Annotated in this window: 15 protein-coding genes and 1 riboswitch; of the genes, 12 read left to right on the top strand and 3 right to left on the bottom strand. The window is 63.3% G+C overall.

Going from position 1 to position 15845, the window contains the following annotated elements:
* Positions 1-440 (bottom strand): precorrin-6A/cobalt-precorrin-6A reductase (locus ACLPJJ_RS12925; protein ID WP_443591396.1); only part of this gene is annotated, 440 nt, incomplete at its 3' end.
* A 49-nt stretch (positions 441-489) separates the two neighbouring features.
* On the opposite strand from ACLPJJ_RS12925, the gene cbiE reads away from it, so the two are divergent.
* From cbiE to ACLPJJ_RS12895, 6 genes are all read left to right on the top strand, one after another.
* Positions 490-1677, top strand: a complete 1188-nt coding sequence (gene cbiE, locus ACLPJJ_RS12920; RefSeq protein ID WP_443591394.1) for a precorrin-6y C5,15-methyltransferase (decarboxylating) subunit CbiE — start codon at positions 490-492, stop codon at positions 1675-1677.
* Positions 1659-2039 (top strand): cobalamin biosynthesis protein, encoded by a 381-nt coding sequence (locus ACLPJJ_RS12915; protein ID WP_443591393.1) that lies wholly within the window; start codon positions 1659-1661, stop codon positions 2037-2039. Before cbiE ends, ACLPJJ_RS12915 begins: the two co-directional genes overlap by 19 nt.
* On the top strand, positions 2036-2818 hold the full coding sequence (gene cobM / locus ACLPJJ_RS12910) for a precorrin-4 C(11)-methyltransferase (RefSeq protein WP_443591391.1): 783 nt from the start codon (positions 2036-2038) through the stop codon (positions 2816-2818). The genes ACLPJJ_RS12915 and cobM overlap by 4 nt, the downstream gene beginning before the upstream one ends.
* Positions 2815-4125 carry a cobyrinate a,c-diamide synthase gene (locus ACLPJJ_RS12905; RefSeq protein ID WP_443591390.1) on the top strand — a complete coding sequence of 437 codons (1311 nt, stop codon included), beginning with the start codon at positions 2815-2817 and terminating at the stop codon, positions 4123-4125. The genes cobM and ACLPJJ_RS12905 overlap by 4 nt, the downstream gene beginning before the upstream one ends.
* Entirely contained in the window at positions 4122-4877 is a 756-nt protein-coding gene (gene cobF / locus ACLPJJ_RS12900) for a precorrin-6A synthase (deacetylating) (protein ID WP_443591389.1), read from the top strand. The genes ACLPJJ_RS12905 and cobF overlap by 4 nt, the downstream gene beginning before the upstream one ends.
* 26 nt (positions 4878-4903) lie before the next feature.
* A riboswitch (cobalamin riboswitch) is annotated at positions 4904-5089 on the top strand.
* Between the two features lie 89 nt (positions 5090-5178).
* Positions 5179-6279: a HoxN/HupN/NixA family nickel/cobalt transporter gene (locus tag ACLPJJ_RS12895; protein ID WP_443591387.1), complete on the top strand. Its 1101-nt coding sequence runs from the start codon at positions 5179-5181 to the stop codon at positions 6277-6279.
* A 263-nt stretch (positions 6280-6542) separates the two neighbouring features.
* Here the strand turns inward: ACLPJJ_RS12895 and ACLPJJ_RS12890 are convergent, their stop codons facing one another.
* On the bottom strand, positions 6543-7472 hold the full coding sequence (locus ACLPJJ_RS12890; protein WP_443591385.1) for a LysR substrate-binding domain-containing protein: 930 nt from the start codon (positions 7470-7472) through the stop codon (positions 6543-6545).
* Between the two features lie 144 nt (positions 7473-7616).
* On the opposite strand from ACLPJJ_RS12890, the gene gtdA reads away from it, so the two are divergent.
* The 6 genes from gtdA to ACLPJJ_RS12860 all read left to right on the top strand — a co-directional run bounded on the left by gtdA (position 7617) and on the right by ACLPJJ_RS12860 (position 15266).
* A complete protein-coding gene (gtdA, locus tag ACLPJJ_RS12885) occupies positions 7617-8660 on the top strand; it encodes a gentisate 1,2-dioxygenase (protein WP_443591384.1) in 1044 nt (347 codons plus the stop codon).
* 49 nt (positions 8661-8709) lie between these two features.
* Positions 8710-9408 carry a fumarylacetoacetate hydrolase family protein gene (locus ACLPJJ_RS12880; protein ID WP_443591383.1) on the top strand — a complete coding sequence of 233 codons (699 nt, stop codon included), beginning with the start codon at positions 8710-8712 and terminating at the stop codon, positions 9406-9408.
* Positions 9409-9434: 26 nt separating this feature from the next.
* The gene (gene maiA / locus ACLPJJ_RS12875) at positions 9435-10139 is read left to right on the top strand and encodes a maleylacetoacetate isomerase (RefSeq protein ID WP_443591382.1); all 705 of its coding nucleotides are present in this window, start codon (positions 9435-9437) and stop codon (positions 10137-10139) included.
* A complete protein-coding gene (locus ACLPJJ_RS12870; protein WP_443591381.1) occupies positions 10136-11341 on the top strand; it encodes a 3-hydroxybenzoate 6-monooxygenase in 1206 nt (401 codons plus the stop codon). Before maiA ends, ACLPJJ_RS12870 begins: the two co-directional genes overlap by 4 nt.
* Before the next feature lie 29 nt (positions 11342-11370).
* Positions 11371-13365 carry an FUSC family protein gene (locus tag ACLPJJ_RS12865; RefSeq protein ID WP_443591380.1) on the top strand — a complete coding sequence of 665 codons (1995 nt, stop codon included), beginning with the start codon at positions 11371-11373 and terminating at the stop codon, positions 13363-13365.
* Positions 13366-13622: 257 nt separating this feature from the next.
* A complete protein-coding gene (locus ACLPJJ_RS12860) occupies positions 13623-15266 on the top strand; it encodes an FAD-dependent oxidoreductase (RefSeq protein WP_443591379.1) in 1644 nt (547 codons plus the stop codon).
* Positions 15267-15471: 205 nt separating this feature from the next.
* On the opposite strand, the gene ACLPJJ_RS12855 is transcribed toward ACLPJJ_RS12860, so the two are convergent.
* Positions 15472-15687: an alpha/beta fold hydrolase gene (locus ACLPJJ_RS12855; RefSeq protein WP_443591377.1), complete on the bottom strand. Its 216-nt coding sequence runs from the start codon at positions 15685-15687 to the stop codon at positions 15472-15474.
* Positions 15688-15845 lie beyond the last annotated feature (158 nt).

Raw genomic sequence — 15845 nt, 5'->3', positions numbered from 1 at the left:
CCCCCCACGCCCTGCTTGCCGATGGCAAGAAAGATGCGCGCGGGCCGAGCGGGCAGCGCGTCCAGCACCGCATCGCGGTCCGGCAGGCTGACCCAGTCATCGCCGGGGCCGGGCACCCAGGCCGGGCGCTCCAGCGCCAGCAGGGACACGCCGATTTGGGTGCAGGCGGCCACGGCGTTGCGACTCATCTGCACGGCAAAGGGATGCGTGGCGTCGATGACATGGGTGATGGCTTCGGCAAGCAGATAATCCACCAGCCCTTCCACCCCGCCAAAGCCGCCAATGCGCGTGGGCAGTGGCTGGGGCAAGGGGGAATCCGTGCGCCCGGCATAGGAGAACACGCCCGCCACCTCCGCTCCGGCCAGGGCGCGGGCCATGCGGCTGGCCTCGGTGGTGCCGCCCAGCAGCAGCACGCGGGGCTTGGTGTCTCGCTCATTCATGCGCACCAGCATGCGGCTTGTGCCGGGGTGCAGGCAAGGCGAGGGGCGTATGGCTGAACCCTGGCTCTCCATCATCGGTATTGGCGAGGACGGGCTGGAGGGACTTGCCCCCCAGTCCCGCGCAGTGCTGGCGGAAGCGGCGGTCATATTCGGCGGGCCGCGTCATCTGGTCCTGGCGGCGGCGGGGGAGCGCGGGCGGCCCTGGCCGGTTCCCTTCTCGGTGGCGCCGGTGCTGGCCTGCCGCCCCCGGCCCATCGTGGTGTTGGCCTCGGGCGATCCGTTCTGGTTCGGCGCCGGCGGCAGCCTGGCGGCGCATCTGGCGCCGGCGGAATGGCGCGCCTTTCCCGCCCCCTCGAGCTTTGCCCTGGCAGCAGCAAAGCTCGGCTGGCGGCTGGAGGAGACGATCTGCCTCGGCCTGCATGCCGCGCCCTTCGCGCGGCTGCGCCCGCATCTGGCGCCGGGCTCCCGGCAGATCTGCCTGCTGCGCGGGCCGGAGGACGTGGCCGGACTCGCCGCCTGGCTGGTGGCACAGGGTTTCGGCGCCTCGCGCCTGTGGCGGCTGGAGGCGCTGGGCGGGAAACGCGAGCGCATCACCACAGGCAACGCGGCTGCATGGTGCGCGGAAGCGGGCATCACCCCGGTGGCGCTGGCCATAGAGGCGGCGGGCGCGCCCGGCCTGCCGCGCACGCCCGGCCTGCCGGACGAGTTGTTCGAGCATGACGGGCAGATCACCAAGCGCGCCATACGGGCGCTCACCCTCTCGGCCCTGGCCCCGCGCGCGGGCGAATGTTTGTGGGATATCGGCACCGGTTCCGGCTCCGTTGCGGTGGAATGGCTGCTCGCCGCGCCCGCCACCCGCGCCTGCGGGGTGGAAGCCGATGCCGCCCGCGCTGCCCGCGCCCGGCGCAATGCAGAAAACTTCGGGGTGGAGCACCGCTTCAGCATCACCGAGGCCCGCGCGCCGGAAGGGCTGGAAGCGCTGCCCCGGCCAGAGGCGGTGTTCATTGGCGGCGGTGCCAGCGCGGCGCTGCTGGAACGGCTCTGGGCGTTGGCGCCCTCGGGCGCGCGGCTCGTGGCCAATGCGGTGACGTTGGAAACCGAGGCGCTGTTAACCCAATGGGCGGCGGAGAAAGGCGGCAGCCTGCTGCGGCTGGAACTGGCCGAGGCCAAGCCTCTGGGGCGGCTGCGCGGGTGGGAGCCGGCGCGGCCCATCGTGCAATGGAGCGTCGTGCTGTGATGGTGGCGGGGTTCGGCTTCCGTGCGGCGGCCACGGCGGAGTCGCTGCGCGCCGCCCTGCGTGCCGCGGGGGGCGAGGGTGTTGGCGCCTTGGCCACGCTGGCGGAGAAGATTTCTGCTCCGGCGCTTCTTACTCTGGCTGAGGAACTCGGCGTGCCGGTCATTCCCGTTACCGCCGCCGCGCTGGCGGGGGTGGAGACGCTCACCCAATCGCCACGTCTGCACGTGCGCCTGGGCACAGGCAGCTTGGCCGAGGCGGCGGCCCTGTGTGCGGCCGGGCAGGGAGCGCGGCTGCTGGGGCCGCGCGCCACCGCGCCAGACGGCATGGCCACGGCCGCGATCGCTGAAAGGATTTCATCATGACGGTGCATTTTATCGGGGCCGGGCCGGGGGCCGCGGACCTGCTCACCTTGCGCGGGCGCGACCTCATCGCCGCCGCGCCGGTCTGCCTTTATGCCGGGTCCCTGGTGCCCGAGGAGGTGCTGGCGCATTGCCCGCCGGGGGCGAGGATCGTCAATACCGCGCCACTTTCGCTGGAAGAGATTATCGCCGAGATTCAGGCGGCGGATGCGCATGGGCTGGATGTGGCCCGGCTGCATTCGGGCGATCTCTCCATCTGGTCGGCCATGGGCGAGCAACTACGGCGGCTGCGGGAGCTTGGCATCGCCTATGACGTGACCCCCGGCGTACCCGCTTTTGCCGCCGCTGCCGCCAGCCTGGGGGCGGAACTCACCTTGCCTGGGCTCGCGCAATCGGTGGTGCTGACACGCAGCTCTGGCCGCGCCTCGCCCATGCCGGATGGCGAGAGCCTCGCCGCCTTTGCCGCCACGGGGGCGACGCTGGCGGTTCATCTCTCCATCCATGTGCTGGGCGAGGTGGTGGCGGCGCTGCTGCCGCATTACGGGGCGGATTGCCCGGTGGCGGTGGTGTGGCGCGCCTCCTGGCCGGATGAGCGCATTCTGCGCGGCACGCTCGCCAGCATCGAGGGGATGATGGACGGGCAAATCGAGCGCACGGCGCTCATCCTTGTGGGCCGGGTGCTGGGGGCGGAGGATTTTGCCCAGAGCCGCCTCTACGCCCCGGATTATGACCGCCGCTACCGCCCGTTGGGCACGCAGCCGCGTTTTCCGGAGACAAAGTGAGCACCAGGGGGCTCATCATCGCTGCCCCGGCCTCGGGCTCCGGCAAGACCACGGTCGCCCTGGGGCTGGCCCGCGCCCTGCGCCAACGCGGGCTGACGGTGCAGCCGTTCAAATCCGGGCCGGATTATATCGACCCCACCTTCCTAACCGCCGCCGCCGGGCGGGACTGCTTCAACCTCGATAGCTGGGCGATGAAGCCGGGGCAGATCGCGGCATTGGCCGGGGCGGCGGCGGGGGCGGATCTGGCGCTGGCCGAAGGCTCGATGGGGCTGTTCGACGGCGTGGCATTATCCGGCGCCACCGGCACGGGGGCCACGGCGGATATCGCGGCGCTACTGGGTTGGCCGGTGGTGTTGGTGCTGGATGTCAGCGGTCAGGCGCAGACCGCCGCCGCCGTGGCGCAGGGGCTGGCCCGGTTCCGCCCTGCCGTGCGGGTGGCGGGCGTGGTGCTGAACCGCGTGGCAAGCCCCAGGCACGAGGCGCTGCTGCGCGCGGGCATGGCGGAGGCCGGGCTGGCCGTGTTCGGGGCGCTGCCGCGCAACACGGCGGTGGCGGTGCCGGAGCGGCATCTTGGCTTGGTGCAAGCCGCCGAACTGCCCCGGCTGGAGGCGCTGCTGGATGACGTGGCGCGGCTGATCGGCCAGCATTGCGACCTGGACGCCCTGGTGGCTGCCGCCAGTGCAGGGCCTGCTCCCGCAGTCGCCGCCATGTCGGTCTCACCGCCGGGACGGCGCATTGCCCTCGCGCGGGATGAGGCGTTCTCCTTCCTCTATCCACATATGCTGGCGGGCTGGCGCGCGGCGGGGGCGGAGATTTTACCCTTCTCGCCTTTGGCTGATGAGCCCCCGCCGGAGGCGGCGGATGTGTGCTGGTTGCCAGGTGGTTACCCGGAACTGCATGCAGGCGTGGTGGCAGGAGCCGGGCATTTTCTGGAGGGTTTGCGGCGCTTTGCCGCCACCCGCGCGGTACATGGCGAATGCGGCGGCTACATGGTGCTGGGCGCGGCGCTGGTGGATGCCTCCGGCGCGCGCCATGCCATGGCCGGGCTGCTTGGGCTGGTCACCTCCTTCGCGCAACGGCGCATGCATCTGGGTTACCGCCGCGCCGTGCTGGCCGCGCCCATGCCGGGCCATGTGGCGGGGGCGGTGCTGGCCGGGCATGAGTTCCACTACGCCAGCATTCTGGCGCAGCCGGATGCGCCGCTGGCCGCCGTTACCGATGCCACGGGCGCGGTAATGCCCGAGACCGGCTCCCGCCGGGGGCTAGTCAGCGGCAGCTTCTTTCATCTGATTACGGCGGACGCATGAACGGCAGCACTACGCGGCTGAGCCTGATCGGGATTGGCACTGGCAACCCCGAGCATCTGACACTCCAGGCCATCCGCGCCATCAACGCGGCGGCGTTGATCCTCATCCCGCGTAAGGGGCCGGATAAATCCGACCTCGCGGCGCTGCGCCGCGCCATCTGCTCCGAGGTGATAACCAGCCAAGCCACGCGCGTCGTGGAATTCGACCTGCCCGTGCGCGATGCCGCCAACCCGGATTACCGCGCCGGGGTGGAGGACTGGCATGCGGCCATCGCCGTGCTCTGGGCGGAGCTCATTGCGTGCGAATTGCCCGGCGGGGGCGAGGTGGCGCTGCTCGTGTGGGGTGACCCATCACTGTATGACAGCACGCTGCGCATCGCCGCCCGGCTGGGGCTGGCCACGCGGGTGGTGCCGGGCATTACCGCCATCCAGGCCCTCACCGCCGCGCATGGCGCGGTGCTGAATGAGATCGGCGCGCCCTTCATGGTCACCACCGGGCGGCGCCTGCGCGAGCAAGGCTGGCCGGAGGGGGTGGACACGCTGGTGGTGATGCTTGATGGCGGCTGCGCCTTCCAGACCCTGGCGCCGGAGGGGGTGGAGATCTGGTGGGGCGCTTATCTCGGCATGCCTGAGCAGATCATCCGCGCGGGTGCGCTGGCGGAAGCGGGGCCGGAGATCATCACCCTGCGTGCCGCGGCGCGGGCCGCCCAAGGCTGGATCATGGACATCTACATGCTGCGCCGGCGCGGTTAATTGCGGTTGATTACGGTTCGCGCACCGGGTACGGTTACGGCGATGGTTCCCCCAGGGGATGAAAAGGGAACGCAGTAAGGCCATGCCGAAGCTGCGGCTGCCCCCGCAACTGTAAGCGGAGAGCAGAATGCCACATGCCACTGGGCAACCGGGAAGGCGGCATTTCGTTACGACACGCGAGCCAGGAGACCTGCCATCAAACTGGCGTCGATGCATACGAATCGGGCGGGGTGTCTCGGTTGGTTTAGCCTTTTGCCGGGCTGAGCTTGTGTGCGGAGACAAACGCCGTAAGGAGGCTGCTTTGTTAAGCATTCTAGCTGTATTTAAAAGCATTTTCGACGATAGCTCGTTGCTCGTTAAGAGCAAGATCATCGGCATGTACGCCTTCCTGTTTGCCGCCAATATCGGCGGCTGGATCTATGCGTTCATTGCGTTTCATAACAGCCCGGTATTTCTGGGGACTGCGCTTCTCGCGTGGGGTTACGGCCTGCGCCATGCGGTTGATGCAGATCATATCGCCGCTATCGACAATGTCACACGCAAGTTGATGCAGCAAAACAAGCGCCCGGTCACCGTTGGCTTCTTTTTCTCCCTGGGCCACTCACTGGTCCTCGTCATCGGTGTGGCGGCGATTTATTATGTGAAATCAAATGTGGATGGTGACAGCTTTAATAATTTCAACAATGAGAGCGGGATCGTCGGCACGGCCGTTTCGACGGCATTTCTGTTTATGATCGGCATTATGAATTTGCTGATCGCGCTCTCTGTCTATCGAACCTTCCGGAGCGTCACCAAAGGCGGCGAATATGTCGAGGAGGATTTCGACATGCTGCTCAACAATCGTGGTTTTTTGGCGCGAATTTTTAGGCCGTTGTTCGATCTGGTGAAGAAAGGCTGGCACATGTTCCCGATTGGGTTCTTGTTCGGTCTTGGGTTCGATACGGTTACGGAAGTCACCCTACTCGCCATTGCTGCCACGGAGGCGACGAAAGGGATGCCGCTGTGGTCCATCATGGTGTTTCCCCTGCTCTTCACCGCCGGTATGTCGCTGATCGATACGACCGATGGCATCGCGATGCTGGGCGCCTATGGCTGGGCATTCGTGAAGCCTGTTCGCAAGCTTTTCTACAATCTGACGATTACCTCGGTTTCCGTTGTTGTTGCCCTGGTTATCGGCGGCATCGAGGGGCTGGGACTGTTCGCCCAGGAATTCAACATTTCCGGCGGGTGGTTCTGGAACGCCATCAACGTACTTAACAACAATTTCGGTTATATGGGTTATACCATCATCGGCATCTTCCTCTTCAGTTGGCTGGCGTCAATTGCCGTCTACAAACTCAACCGTTACGAAGACCTTGAGTTGAAATTAGCATCGAACTCGCAGGCAAACGCGGGCGACTGAAGTAGAGGAAGCGCCTTTCGCCGGAGCCTCCGCGGCCGCCGACCAGGACCTGGCTGGAGCAATGCAGCCGGGTCTTTTTTGGTAAGTTCTTTTGCGGCTTCATGGGTAGACAGGCGACCGATTCCCCCCAAACCCTCCGGCATATGAGGAATGGAGGGCAACGCCAGACTGGAGCGAAGCCCAGACACCGGCACACGACAAACCAACCTGGTAGAGCTCCCACATTTATTAAGCGAAACGGTGTTCAGACAAAGCCAGCCACCTCAATGGGGGGCTTCAGCGCTCATTAGGGCACTTGCTCTCAGGCAATCGAGCGCAAGTGCCACAGCCCTGCGGTTTTCGTTGTTGGCACGCCAATACATCGAGACTACGCCGTCGCCACCGAGCGGCATGGGCAATATACGCAGCAGGTTCATCCGCTGGAAGCGCGTGGCCACCCGATGCGACGCCGTGCCGAGCAACTCCGAATTCTGGAGCAATGTTATGTTGAGGATCGACGAATTGGATTCAACGCAATAGCGCGGGATGCTGAGCTTGGCTGCGGCTAGCGCGCCGTTCAGGGCGCTACGCGTGGGGGTGCCCTCGGGCCAGACAATCCACGGATAGGCCAGCACGTCCTCCCAGTCGAGTGAGTCGCGCCCGGCCAGCGGGTGGGCGTGCCCGGCAACAAAGTCTACGGGGTCGCGGTATAGCGTCTCGACCTGGAAATCCTCCGCGATTGGAGAAATGACGGCGCGCCCGACGATAATATCCACTTCCCCGTGCTGTAGTTGGGGTACAAGTCGGTTCATCGTATCCTCATGCACGCGCACCTGAGCACGCGGCATTTTCTCCAACAGCTTCGCAATTGCAAGCGGCACAAGGTCAGATGCCGACACGCCGGAGGTGCCGATTACGACCATGCCGCTACCGCCATTATGTAGCGCCAGCATGTCATCGCGTGCGGAATCTAAGTGTCCGATGATGCGAAAAGCGTGCTTGATCAGCGCCTCGCCGTAAGGTGTGGGCCTCAAGCCGCGCGCATGGCGCTCGAATAGCTGGAGTTGGAGGTCGTCCTCCAGATCCTTCAACCATTTCGACAGGGCCGGCTGGGTAGTGTTCAGCGCTGCGGCCGACTGGCTTAAATTGCCTGTTTCGGCGATCGACAACAGCATCTGAAGGTGCCGCAGCCTCAAGCGGAGGGTCCAGTCCATGGGTGCACCCTCTAAGATATACCAAAAACCATATATATAAGACGAATTTACGATTTTACCGGTATGCTGTCGAGCGCTAAAGCACGGCCCTACAGATAATGTCCCGTCGCGCAACGAGCCGACGGAAACCAGGAGACGTTGCTAATGACCACTGCACAGACGGCTGCTCGGGAGGCTTATTACGGCGAAATCGCCCGGCGCAATTTGTCGCCGCTCTGGGAATCGCTGCACGCGCTGGTGCCGAATGCGCCGCGCCCGCAGGCGGTGGCCGCGATCTGGAAATATGCCGAGTTGCGTGACTTGATCATGGAATCGGGCCGCGTGATCAGCGCCGCCGAAGCCATCCGCCGTGTGCTGGTGCTGGAAAACCCCGGCCTGCCCGGCAAGTCGAGCATCACCTCCAACCTGTATGCTGGTCTGCAGTTGATCTTGCCCGGCGAGATCGCTCCCAGCCATAGGCATACGCAGTCGGCGCTGCGCTTCATCATCGAAGGCAAAGGTGCATGGACGGCGGTTGACGGCGAGCGCACGACCATGCACCCGGGGGATTTCATCATAACCCCTTCATGGACTTGGCATGACCATGGCAATCCGGCAGCCGAAGATGGCGGCGAGCCAGTGGTGTGGCTCGATGGGCTGGATATTCCGCTGTTGCAGCAACTGGATGCAGGCTTTGCGGAAACCTATGCCGAAGAGACGCAGCCGATCACTCGCGCCGAGGGCGACAGCTATGCACGTTACGGCTACAACATGTTGCCCGTACGCTATGAGCCAAAGAACGGTAATTCGCCGATCTTTAACTACCCCTACGCACGCAGCCGTGAGGTGCTAGATATTTTGTCACGCACCGCCGAACTGGATGCCTGGGATGGTGTGAAGCTGCGCTACGTGAATCCAGCCAATGGCGGCTATCCGATGCCGACGATGGCGACCTTCATGCAGCTTCTGCCAAAAGGTTTCCGAGGTCGCGCGTACCGCACCACCGATGCCACCGTCTTCAGCGTGGTCGAAGGCAGTGGCATCGCACACATTGGCGAACAGATGTTCGTTTTCGAGCCGCGTGACATATTCGTCGTACCGGCGTGGCAGACCGCGCGGTTTGAAACGGACGTCGACGCTGTACTGTTCAGCTATTCCAACCGCCCGGTTCTGGCCGCGCTGGACCTATTGCGCGAGGAACGTCTCTGACGGCGGACCGCGGCTCCTTTTCAACATAGAATATGAGGACTTCAATTCCATGACTTTCGTTTTTCCGCCCGAGGCGCCGATCGTTATTCCCGTCGTGGGCTTAGACAGCCTTTATCCGGTACGCCGTGTATATTGCGTGGGCCGCAACTATGCCGCGCATGCACGCGAGATGGGCTTCGATCCGGACCGTGAGTCCCCCTTCTTCTTTTGCAAACCCGATAATGCCGTCGTGCCGGTCGCCTATGGCACGATACTTGAGCTTGAATACCCCGCCGAGACCAGCAACTACCATTACGAGGCCGAGCTGGTTGCGGTGATCGGCAAGAGTGGTTCGAACATTCCCTTGGAGCAGGCGCTCGACCATGTGTGGGGCTATGCCGTGGGGTTGGATATGACCCGCCGCGACCTGCAGATGAAGATGCGTGAAATGGGTCGTCCGTGGGAGATCGGCAAAGCGTTCGACCACTCCGCACCGACCGGGCCGATCCATCCGGCGAGCGCGGTGGGCCATTTCGAGCGGGGCGACATCTGGCTGACCGTCAATGGCGAGACCAAGCAGAAAAGCGACATCACCCATTTGATCTGGTCGGTGGCGGAAACCGTCTCCTACCTGTCGCGCTTCTTCCGCCTGGAGCCGGGCGACGTGATCTTCACCGGCACGCCGGAAGGCGTGGGGGCGGTCAAGCGGGGAGATTTGATGACCGTGGGTGTGGAACGGCTTGGAGAATTGCACGTCAATATCGTGTGAACGTGCTGCTGTCGAGGAAACAACAAGTGAAATTCTACAGCTTCTTTAACAGCTCCACCTCGTGGCGGGTACGTATTGCCCTCGCGTTGAAAGGGCTTGAGCCGGATTTTCACGGTGTGAATATCCGTGCCGGCATGCACCACGATGCCGACTATGTGCACAAGATTAACCCCTCGGCCACGGTGCCGGCGATTGTGGATAATGGTTTCAACCTAGGCCAGTCGCTGGCGATCATCGACTGGTTGGATGGGAAATATCCGGAGCCGCGCCTGATTCCCGCTGAGCCGGTGCTGCGCGCGCGGGTGCTGGAGTTCAGCTACTTGGTGGCCTGTGACATACATCCGGTCAATAATTTACGCATTCTGAAATATCTGCAGGATGTTTTGAAGGTTTCCCCGCAGCAGAAGGATGAGTGGTATGCACACTGGCTCGCCGAAGGTATGGCGGCAGTGGAACGGTTGCTTGCCCGGGCTAATGAAATCTATAGTGGCCCCTGGTGCTTTGGCGCGCAGCCGACTCTGGCTGATTGCTGCTTGATTCCGCAATTTGGTAACGCGCAGCGCATGGGCTGTGACATGGCGCCGTACAGGCGGGCGCGCGCTGTGTTCGACCACGCCGCAGTCCATCCGGCGTTCGTGAAATCGGAGGCGAAAAACCAGCCCGATTATATTCCTCCACCTCACGCCGCCGCTCCGGCGTCTTCCCCAAGCAAGGACAATATCAAAGCATGAGCAATAACGAACTGACGCGCCGCGTGATTGTCGTCGGCGGGGGGATTGGCGGTCTTGCGGCCGCATTGGCAGTTGCACGGCAGAATCTTGAAGTCCTGCTGCTTGAGCAAGCCGACCAGATCGGCGAGATCGGCGCTGGCATTCAGTTAGGTGCGAACGCCTTCAATGCGCTGGACTGGCTTGGCGTGGGCGAACGGGCGCGCAGCCGAGCGGTGTTCACCGATTCGCTCACGTTGATGGATGCAGTTGACGCGAAGGAGATCGCGCGTGTCGAAACGGGGGAAGCTTATACGAAGCGCTTCGGAAATCCTTATGGAGTGATCCATCGCGCCGATATTCATCTGTCCATCCTCGAAGCGGTGCAGTGCAATCCCCTGATTAAGTTCCGCACCAGCACCCATGTGCAGCGGATCGAGCAGGACGCGAACAGTGTTACGGTGATCGACCAGCGCGGCGAGCGCTACACCGCCGATGCGCTGATCGGCGCCGACGGCGTGAAATCCGTTGTTCGTGCCGCATTGATAGGGGATGAAGCCAGAGTCACTGGCCATGTGGTGTACCGTGCTGTGGTCGATGTCGAGAACATGCCCAAGGATCTGCAGATCAACGCGCCGGTGGTGTGGGCCGGGCCTCATTGCCATCTGGTGCATTACCCGCTGCGCGGCGGCAAACAGTATAACCTGGTTGTGACCTTCCACAGCCGGCAGAAGGAAGAATGGGGCGTTACTGAAGGCAGCAAGGAGGAGGTGCTATCATATTTCGAGAATATTCATCCTCTGCCGCATCAGATGCTTGAGCGCCCGAGCTCCTGGCGCCGCTGGGCTACCGCGGACCGTGAACCAGTGGAACGGTGGAGCTTTGGCCGCGCCACAGTTCTTGGCGACGCTGCACACCCGATGACCCAATATCTGGCGCAAGGGGCGTGCCAGGCGCTGGAGGATGCCGTCGTTCTCGGCGAGGCCATTCGCGCCACCGGCGGCGATTTTGTTGAAGCTTTCAAGCTTTACGAACAAGTGCGTATCGCTCGGGCCGCGCGTGTGGTGTATTCGGCGCGTGAGATGGGCCGCATCTACCACGCCAAGGGCGTAGAGCGTCTTGTGCGTAATTCGCTATGGGTGGGGCGCACCCGCGAACAATTCTACGATGCGATGCAATGGCTCTATGGCTGGCGTGCGGAGGATTGCCTGAGGACGGTGGCATAATACCCCTACTGTCTTGTTTGGATGTCGTAATGCCTAAAATCGACGAATTGTTGTTCGGGCTAAAAACCTTCGCTGGGGCGATGGCGGCTCTCTATTTGGCATTCTGGCTGGGGCTGGACAACCCATATTGGGCGATGGCGACCGCCTTCATCGTGGCCCACCCGCTCACCGGCGCAATGCGCTCGAAAGCCGTATACCGTTGCATGGGTACGCTAGTCGGCGGCACGATGGCGGTAATCCTGGTGCCAAATCTAGTGAATGCGCCACTGCTGCTAAGCTTTGGGCTGGCCTGCTGGATTGGGTTATGTCTCTATATCTCTCTGCTGGACCGCTCTCCCCGGGCCTACGCCTTCATGCTGGCGGGTTACACGGCGGGGATCATCGGCTTTCCCAGCGTCACGGCTCCGGGAATGGTCTTCCAAACTGCGGTGACCAGGGTTGAGGAAATCCTCATCGGTATTACCTGTACGACCACGATCGGTACTTTGATATTCCCACGCGCAATCGGCCCGGTACTGGAACGACGGATTGCGGGCTGGGTCCGCCCGGGCATCGACTGGGCGAGCGCGGCTCTGATCGGACAGGAAGACACCGCCGAAATCTCCGCCGCCCGGCGCAAACTGGCGATCGAGGCGCACGATGTCGCCATGATGATTTCTCACCTAGCCTACGATACCTCAAACCTACAGACAGCGGTACAGTACGTTACACGGTTGCGAATTTACGTGCTCAGCCTGATGCCCGTACTCAGCTCGATCAATGACCGGGTAAGCCAACTGCGGGATCTGAACGGCATCACCCCTCGGCTGCAAGATGTTCTCAATGCAACCTGCGGATGGGTGCAGGCAGGTGGGCCGGAGTATGCCGATGAGCTGTACGCGCAAATCATCGCGCTGGAGGAAGCCGAGCCCTCCTGGGCCGGGTTGCTGCGCGCCAGCTTGGCGGTGCGACTAGCCGAGTTGGTCAGTATCATGCGCCAAGCGCGCGTCATCCGCCGCCATGTTTTCAACGGCGACGCCGCTCCTAGCCGCGCCTTGGCTAACGCGGAATTCGTTGCCGCCGCCACGCAGCTAAATGACCATGGAATGGCGATGCTCTCCGGGCTTGCGGCCGGCATCGCCGTATTGCTGGTCAGTGGCGTCTGGATTTTTACCGCTTGGCCTGCCGGAGCTGGGGCTGCGATCATGGTCGCGGTCGCTTGCTCATTTTTCGCGGTCCAGGACGATCCGGCTCCCGCCATCCGCCAGATGCTGATTAACTCGGGGATCGCATGTGCGGGCGTTGCGTTTTATGCCTTTTTTGTTTTGCCTCGGGTCGAAACATTCACGGAGTTGATGCTGGCCCTGCTGCCGGCCGGTCTGCTCGTTGGCGTGCTGGTGTCTCGGCCCGCAACCTTCGGTGCAGGCATGGTCATAGGGGCTAATGGCTCGACCCAGCTTGCGCTGAACAATGGCTATACGGGGCAATTCGCAGTCTACCTCAATAGCTCAATCGCCTTGCTGTTTGGCCTTGCTGCAGCATTGGTTGTTACTCGGTTGATCCGCTCGGTGGGCGTGGAGTGGAGTGTTCAGCGCCTGTTGCGAGCTGGCTGGAATGATATTGCGGCGGCCGCAGAAGCGGCCGGCCCGCAGGATCGTGCTACCCTGACAGGACGGATGACAGACCGGCTGGGGTTGATGATGCCACGTCTGGCGACAGTCTCGGCGGGGGGTGATCTTCCCGCGACTCAGTTGATGAGGGACTTGCGCGTGGGCTTGAACGTGATCGGGGTGCAGCGGTTTCGGGCCCGGTTACCGGCAGTAGCGCAGACTGCCGTGGCCGAAATCCTCTCGGGCATAGCGACGCATTACCGCGACAATCCCCGGTTCCCCTTTCCGATAGCGATCCGTGATGCGATCGACAGGGCGATGTTGGCGACGGCCTCAGATGTGGCGCCTCTGATGGAATTGTCCGGATTGCGCAAATTATTGTTTGCCGACTCACCGCCGCCCGATCTGTCCACCACACTAATGCTGGCAAGATGACAAAGCGACAGCCCTTGATTTTCGGGCTGACCGCCATGCCTTAGTTAGTCTGCTGCCGCCAAACGGCGGGCATAGCGGCTTACTTCAACCGGGTTCGTTCCTCGGGGACTTTCGGCGCCAGCAGCGTATCTTGCCGATCATCGGACGTCGCTTGGCGGAGACATCTTTGCCGCCGCACGGCGCGGAGCGCGCATTACCTTTCTTTTCCCGCTTGCCCCACCAATATCATGGGTTAATTCAATGGAGCGGACCTCATCATGAGCATCCTGGGTACGCGCGAGCATCAGGCGTTTCCGGTGTTCAACGCCGCACAGATCGAGACTGCCAAGCGCTTCGCCAGTGGCCCCGCCCGCCATTTCGCGGCCGGAGAGACCGTTTATGCAATCGGTGAGCAGGGCACTCAGGCCTGGCTGGTGCTGGAGGGGACGATCGAGGTCATCCGCCGCGACGGACTAAGTGACGAGGTGCCGATCACCACGCATAGTGCCGGGCAGTTCACCGGTGAGATCAGTCAGCTTGCCGGACGCCCCTCGATGGCCACGGGCCGTGCCGGCTCTCAGGGATGCTGCGCGTTGCCTTTTGACGCGGCGCACCTGCGCGCCCTAATGGTCGGATCGGCCGAGCTGGGCGAGATCGTGATGCGCGCTCTGATCCTGCGCCGCGTTGGTCTAATCGAGGCAAGTGGGGCGGGAACCATCCTGATTGGTACCCCGGGCAGCCCGGACATCGTGCGACTCCAGGGGTTTTTGACCCGCAGCGGCTATCCCAATCTCGTGCTCAATGCGGTGACCGACACCGGCGGGCAGGCGATGGTCGAGCGGCTCGGGGTGCACGCCAATGAGCTGCCGCTGGTCGTGTGCCCCAGCGGCGCACTGCTGAAAAAACCAACCGACGCAGATTTGGCGCGGTTCCTTGGCATCACCCCCGAACTGAATCCCGACAAGCTCTATGACGTGGCGATTGTTGGCGCCGGCCCGGCGGGACTGGCGGCGGCGGTGTACGCGGCGTCCGAGGGGTTGTCGGTCATCGTCCTCGACGAACACGCCATAGGCGGCCAGGCTGGGGCATCGGCCCGGATCGAGAACTATCTCGGTTTCCCGATCGGTATCTCGGGACAGGCGCTGGTCGCCCGCGCCTTCACCCAGGCACTGAAGTTCGGGGCGGAGATCGTGGTCCCGCTCAAGGTGGAGCGGCTCGACTGCGCGGGAGACCACCTCGCGCTCAATCTCTCCGGCGATCTTCGCGTTCGGACGCGGGCGATTGTCATCGCCTCTGGCGCGCGCTACCGCCGGCCCGACGTCCCCGATCTGGAGATATTTGAAGGTGCCGGAGTATCTTATTGGGCGTCCCCCATAGAAGCGCGGCTGTGCGCCGGCGAAGACGTGGCGCTGGTTGGCGGCGGCAACTCGGCGGGCCAGGCAATCGTGTTCCTCGCACCGCAGGTCAGGCGTTTGCACTTGATCGTTCGCCGGCCGCTTGCGGAAACGATGTCACGCTATCTCATCGACCGGATCGCCGCGTTGCCCAATGTTGAGGTTCATGGCGGTACGGAGATCGCATCCCTGGAGGGCGACCGGGAGACCGGGCTGAGCGGCGTCACCTTCCGCAATCGGGCCGATGGAACGCTGTATCGCCTCGGGCTGCGGCACCTCTTCCTGTTCATCGGCGCCGACCCCAACACGGAGTGGCTGGCGGGTTGTGTTGAGACCGATGATAAGGGATTTGTTGTAACCGGTAAGGGCGCGCTGCCGCTGGAAACCAGCGAGCCCGGCGTATTTGCGATCGGCGACGTGCGCGCCGGATCGACCAAGCGGGTCGCGGCGGCCGTCGGCGAAGGCGCCGCGGTGGTCGCCCAGATCCATGCTATCATCGCCGCACGATCGGCCACGGAGAAAGCATGATGACCTGTACCCTTCCTGTCCGGCTACACGTAAGCAAGTAACAGAGCTAGCTAGAATAGTTCTGTCAAAGCGCCCCTTAAACATGAACGGGTTTTGGCGGTTGGTTCCGGGGCTGACGGGCGGGGTATTAATGGTGCTGATGGCGTCGTCGGTGGTGGGCTGGGTGCCGGCCGCCGTGCGAGGACGGGTCAGCGGATTCGCCTTCTCAATTTTCCGGTGGAGCAGGGGGATCTGAGCGCCCTTCAGCGCCCAGATCCGTGTACGTGTCCCGCAGCAGGAAGTCGCTGACGAGGCTGTTGAAGCGCTCGGTATGCTCGATCTGCGTCCAATGCCCGCAACGGCCAAACACATGCAGCTCGGCGTGCTGGATCAGCCCGAACAAGCGCTGGCTCGCCTCTGGCGGGATCACCTTGTCTGGCAAGCCCCCGAACGGTAATCCAGGTCCAATGTAGTTACTCACCAGTTGGCAATATAGTCGACACTTGGGGCTCTGAAGAATGAGCGGATGAGGTCTGGTGCCGCGCGAATCTCGGCGAGCTGCGCTTCGATTTTATCGAGCAACTTTTCGCCCTTGCGCAG

It is taken from the genome of Acidocella sp. (assembly GCF_052326845.1).
Lineage (GTDB): Bacteria > Pseudomonadota > Alphaproteobacteria > Acetobacterales > Acetobacteraceae > Acidocella.
Note: the sequence above shows the minus strand (reverse complement) of the source record. Positions and strands in the feature narration are given on the sequence as shown.

Bases quoted from the DNA above. Each gene is read 5' to 3' on its own strand.
- ACLPJJ_RS12880 (WP_443591383.1), top strand. From the start codon at position 8,710: ATGACTTTCGTTTTTCCGCCCGAGGCGCCGATCGTTATTCCCGTCGTG.
- ACLPJJ_RS12865 (WP_443591380.1), top strand. From the start codon at position 11,371: ATGCCTAAAATCGACGAATTGTTGTTCGGGCTAAAAACCTTCGCTGGG.
- ACLPJJ_RS12915 (WP_443591393.1), top strand. From the start codon at position 1,659: ATGGAGCGTCGTGCTGTGATGGTGGCGGGGTTCGGCTTCCGTGCGGCG.
- ACLPJJ_RS12870 (WP_443591381.1), top strand. From the start codon at position 10,136: ATGAGCAATAACGAACTGACGCGCCGCGTGATTGTCGTCGGCGGGGGG.
- cbiE (WP_443591394.1), top strand. From the start codon at position 490: ATGGCTGAACCCTGGCTCTCCATCATCGGTATTGGCGAGGACGGGCTG.
- ACLPJJ_RS12890 (WP_443591385.1), bottom strand. From the start codon at position 7,472: ATGGACTGGACCCTCCGCTTGAGGCTGCGGCACCTTCAGATGCTGTTG.
- ACLPJJ_RS12860 (WP_443591379.1), top strand. From the start codon at position 13,623: ATGAGCATCCTGGGTACGCGCGAGCATCAGGCGTTTCCGGTGTTCAAC.
- gtdA (WP_443591384.1), top strand. From the start codon at position 7,617: ATGACCACTGCACAGACGGCTGCTCGGGAGGCTTATTACGGCGAAATC.
- cobM (WP_443591391.1), top strand. From the start codon at position 2,036: ATGACGGTGCATTTTATCGGGGCCGGGCCGGGGGCCGCGGACCTGCTC.
- cobF (WP_443591389.1), top strand. From the start codon at position 4,122: ATGAACGGCAGCACTACGCGGCTGAGCCTGATCGGGATTGGCACTGGC.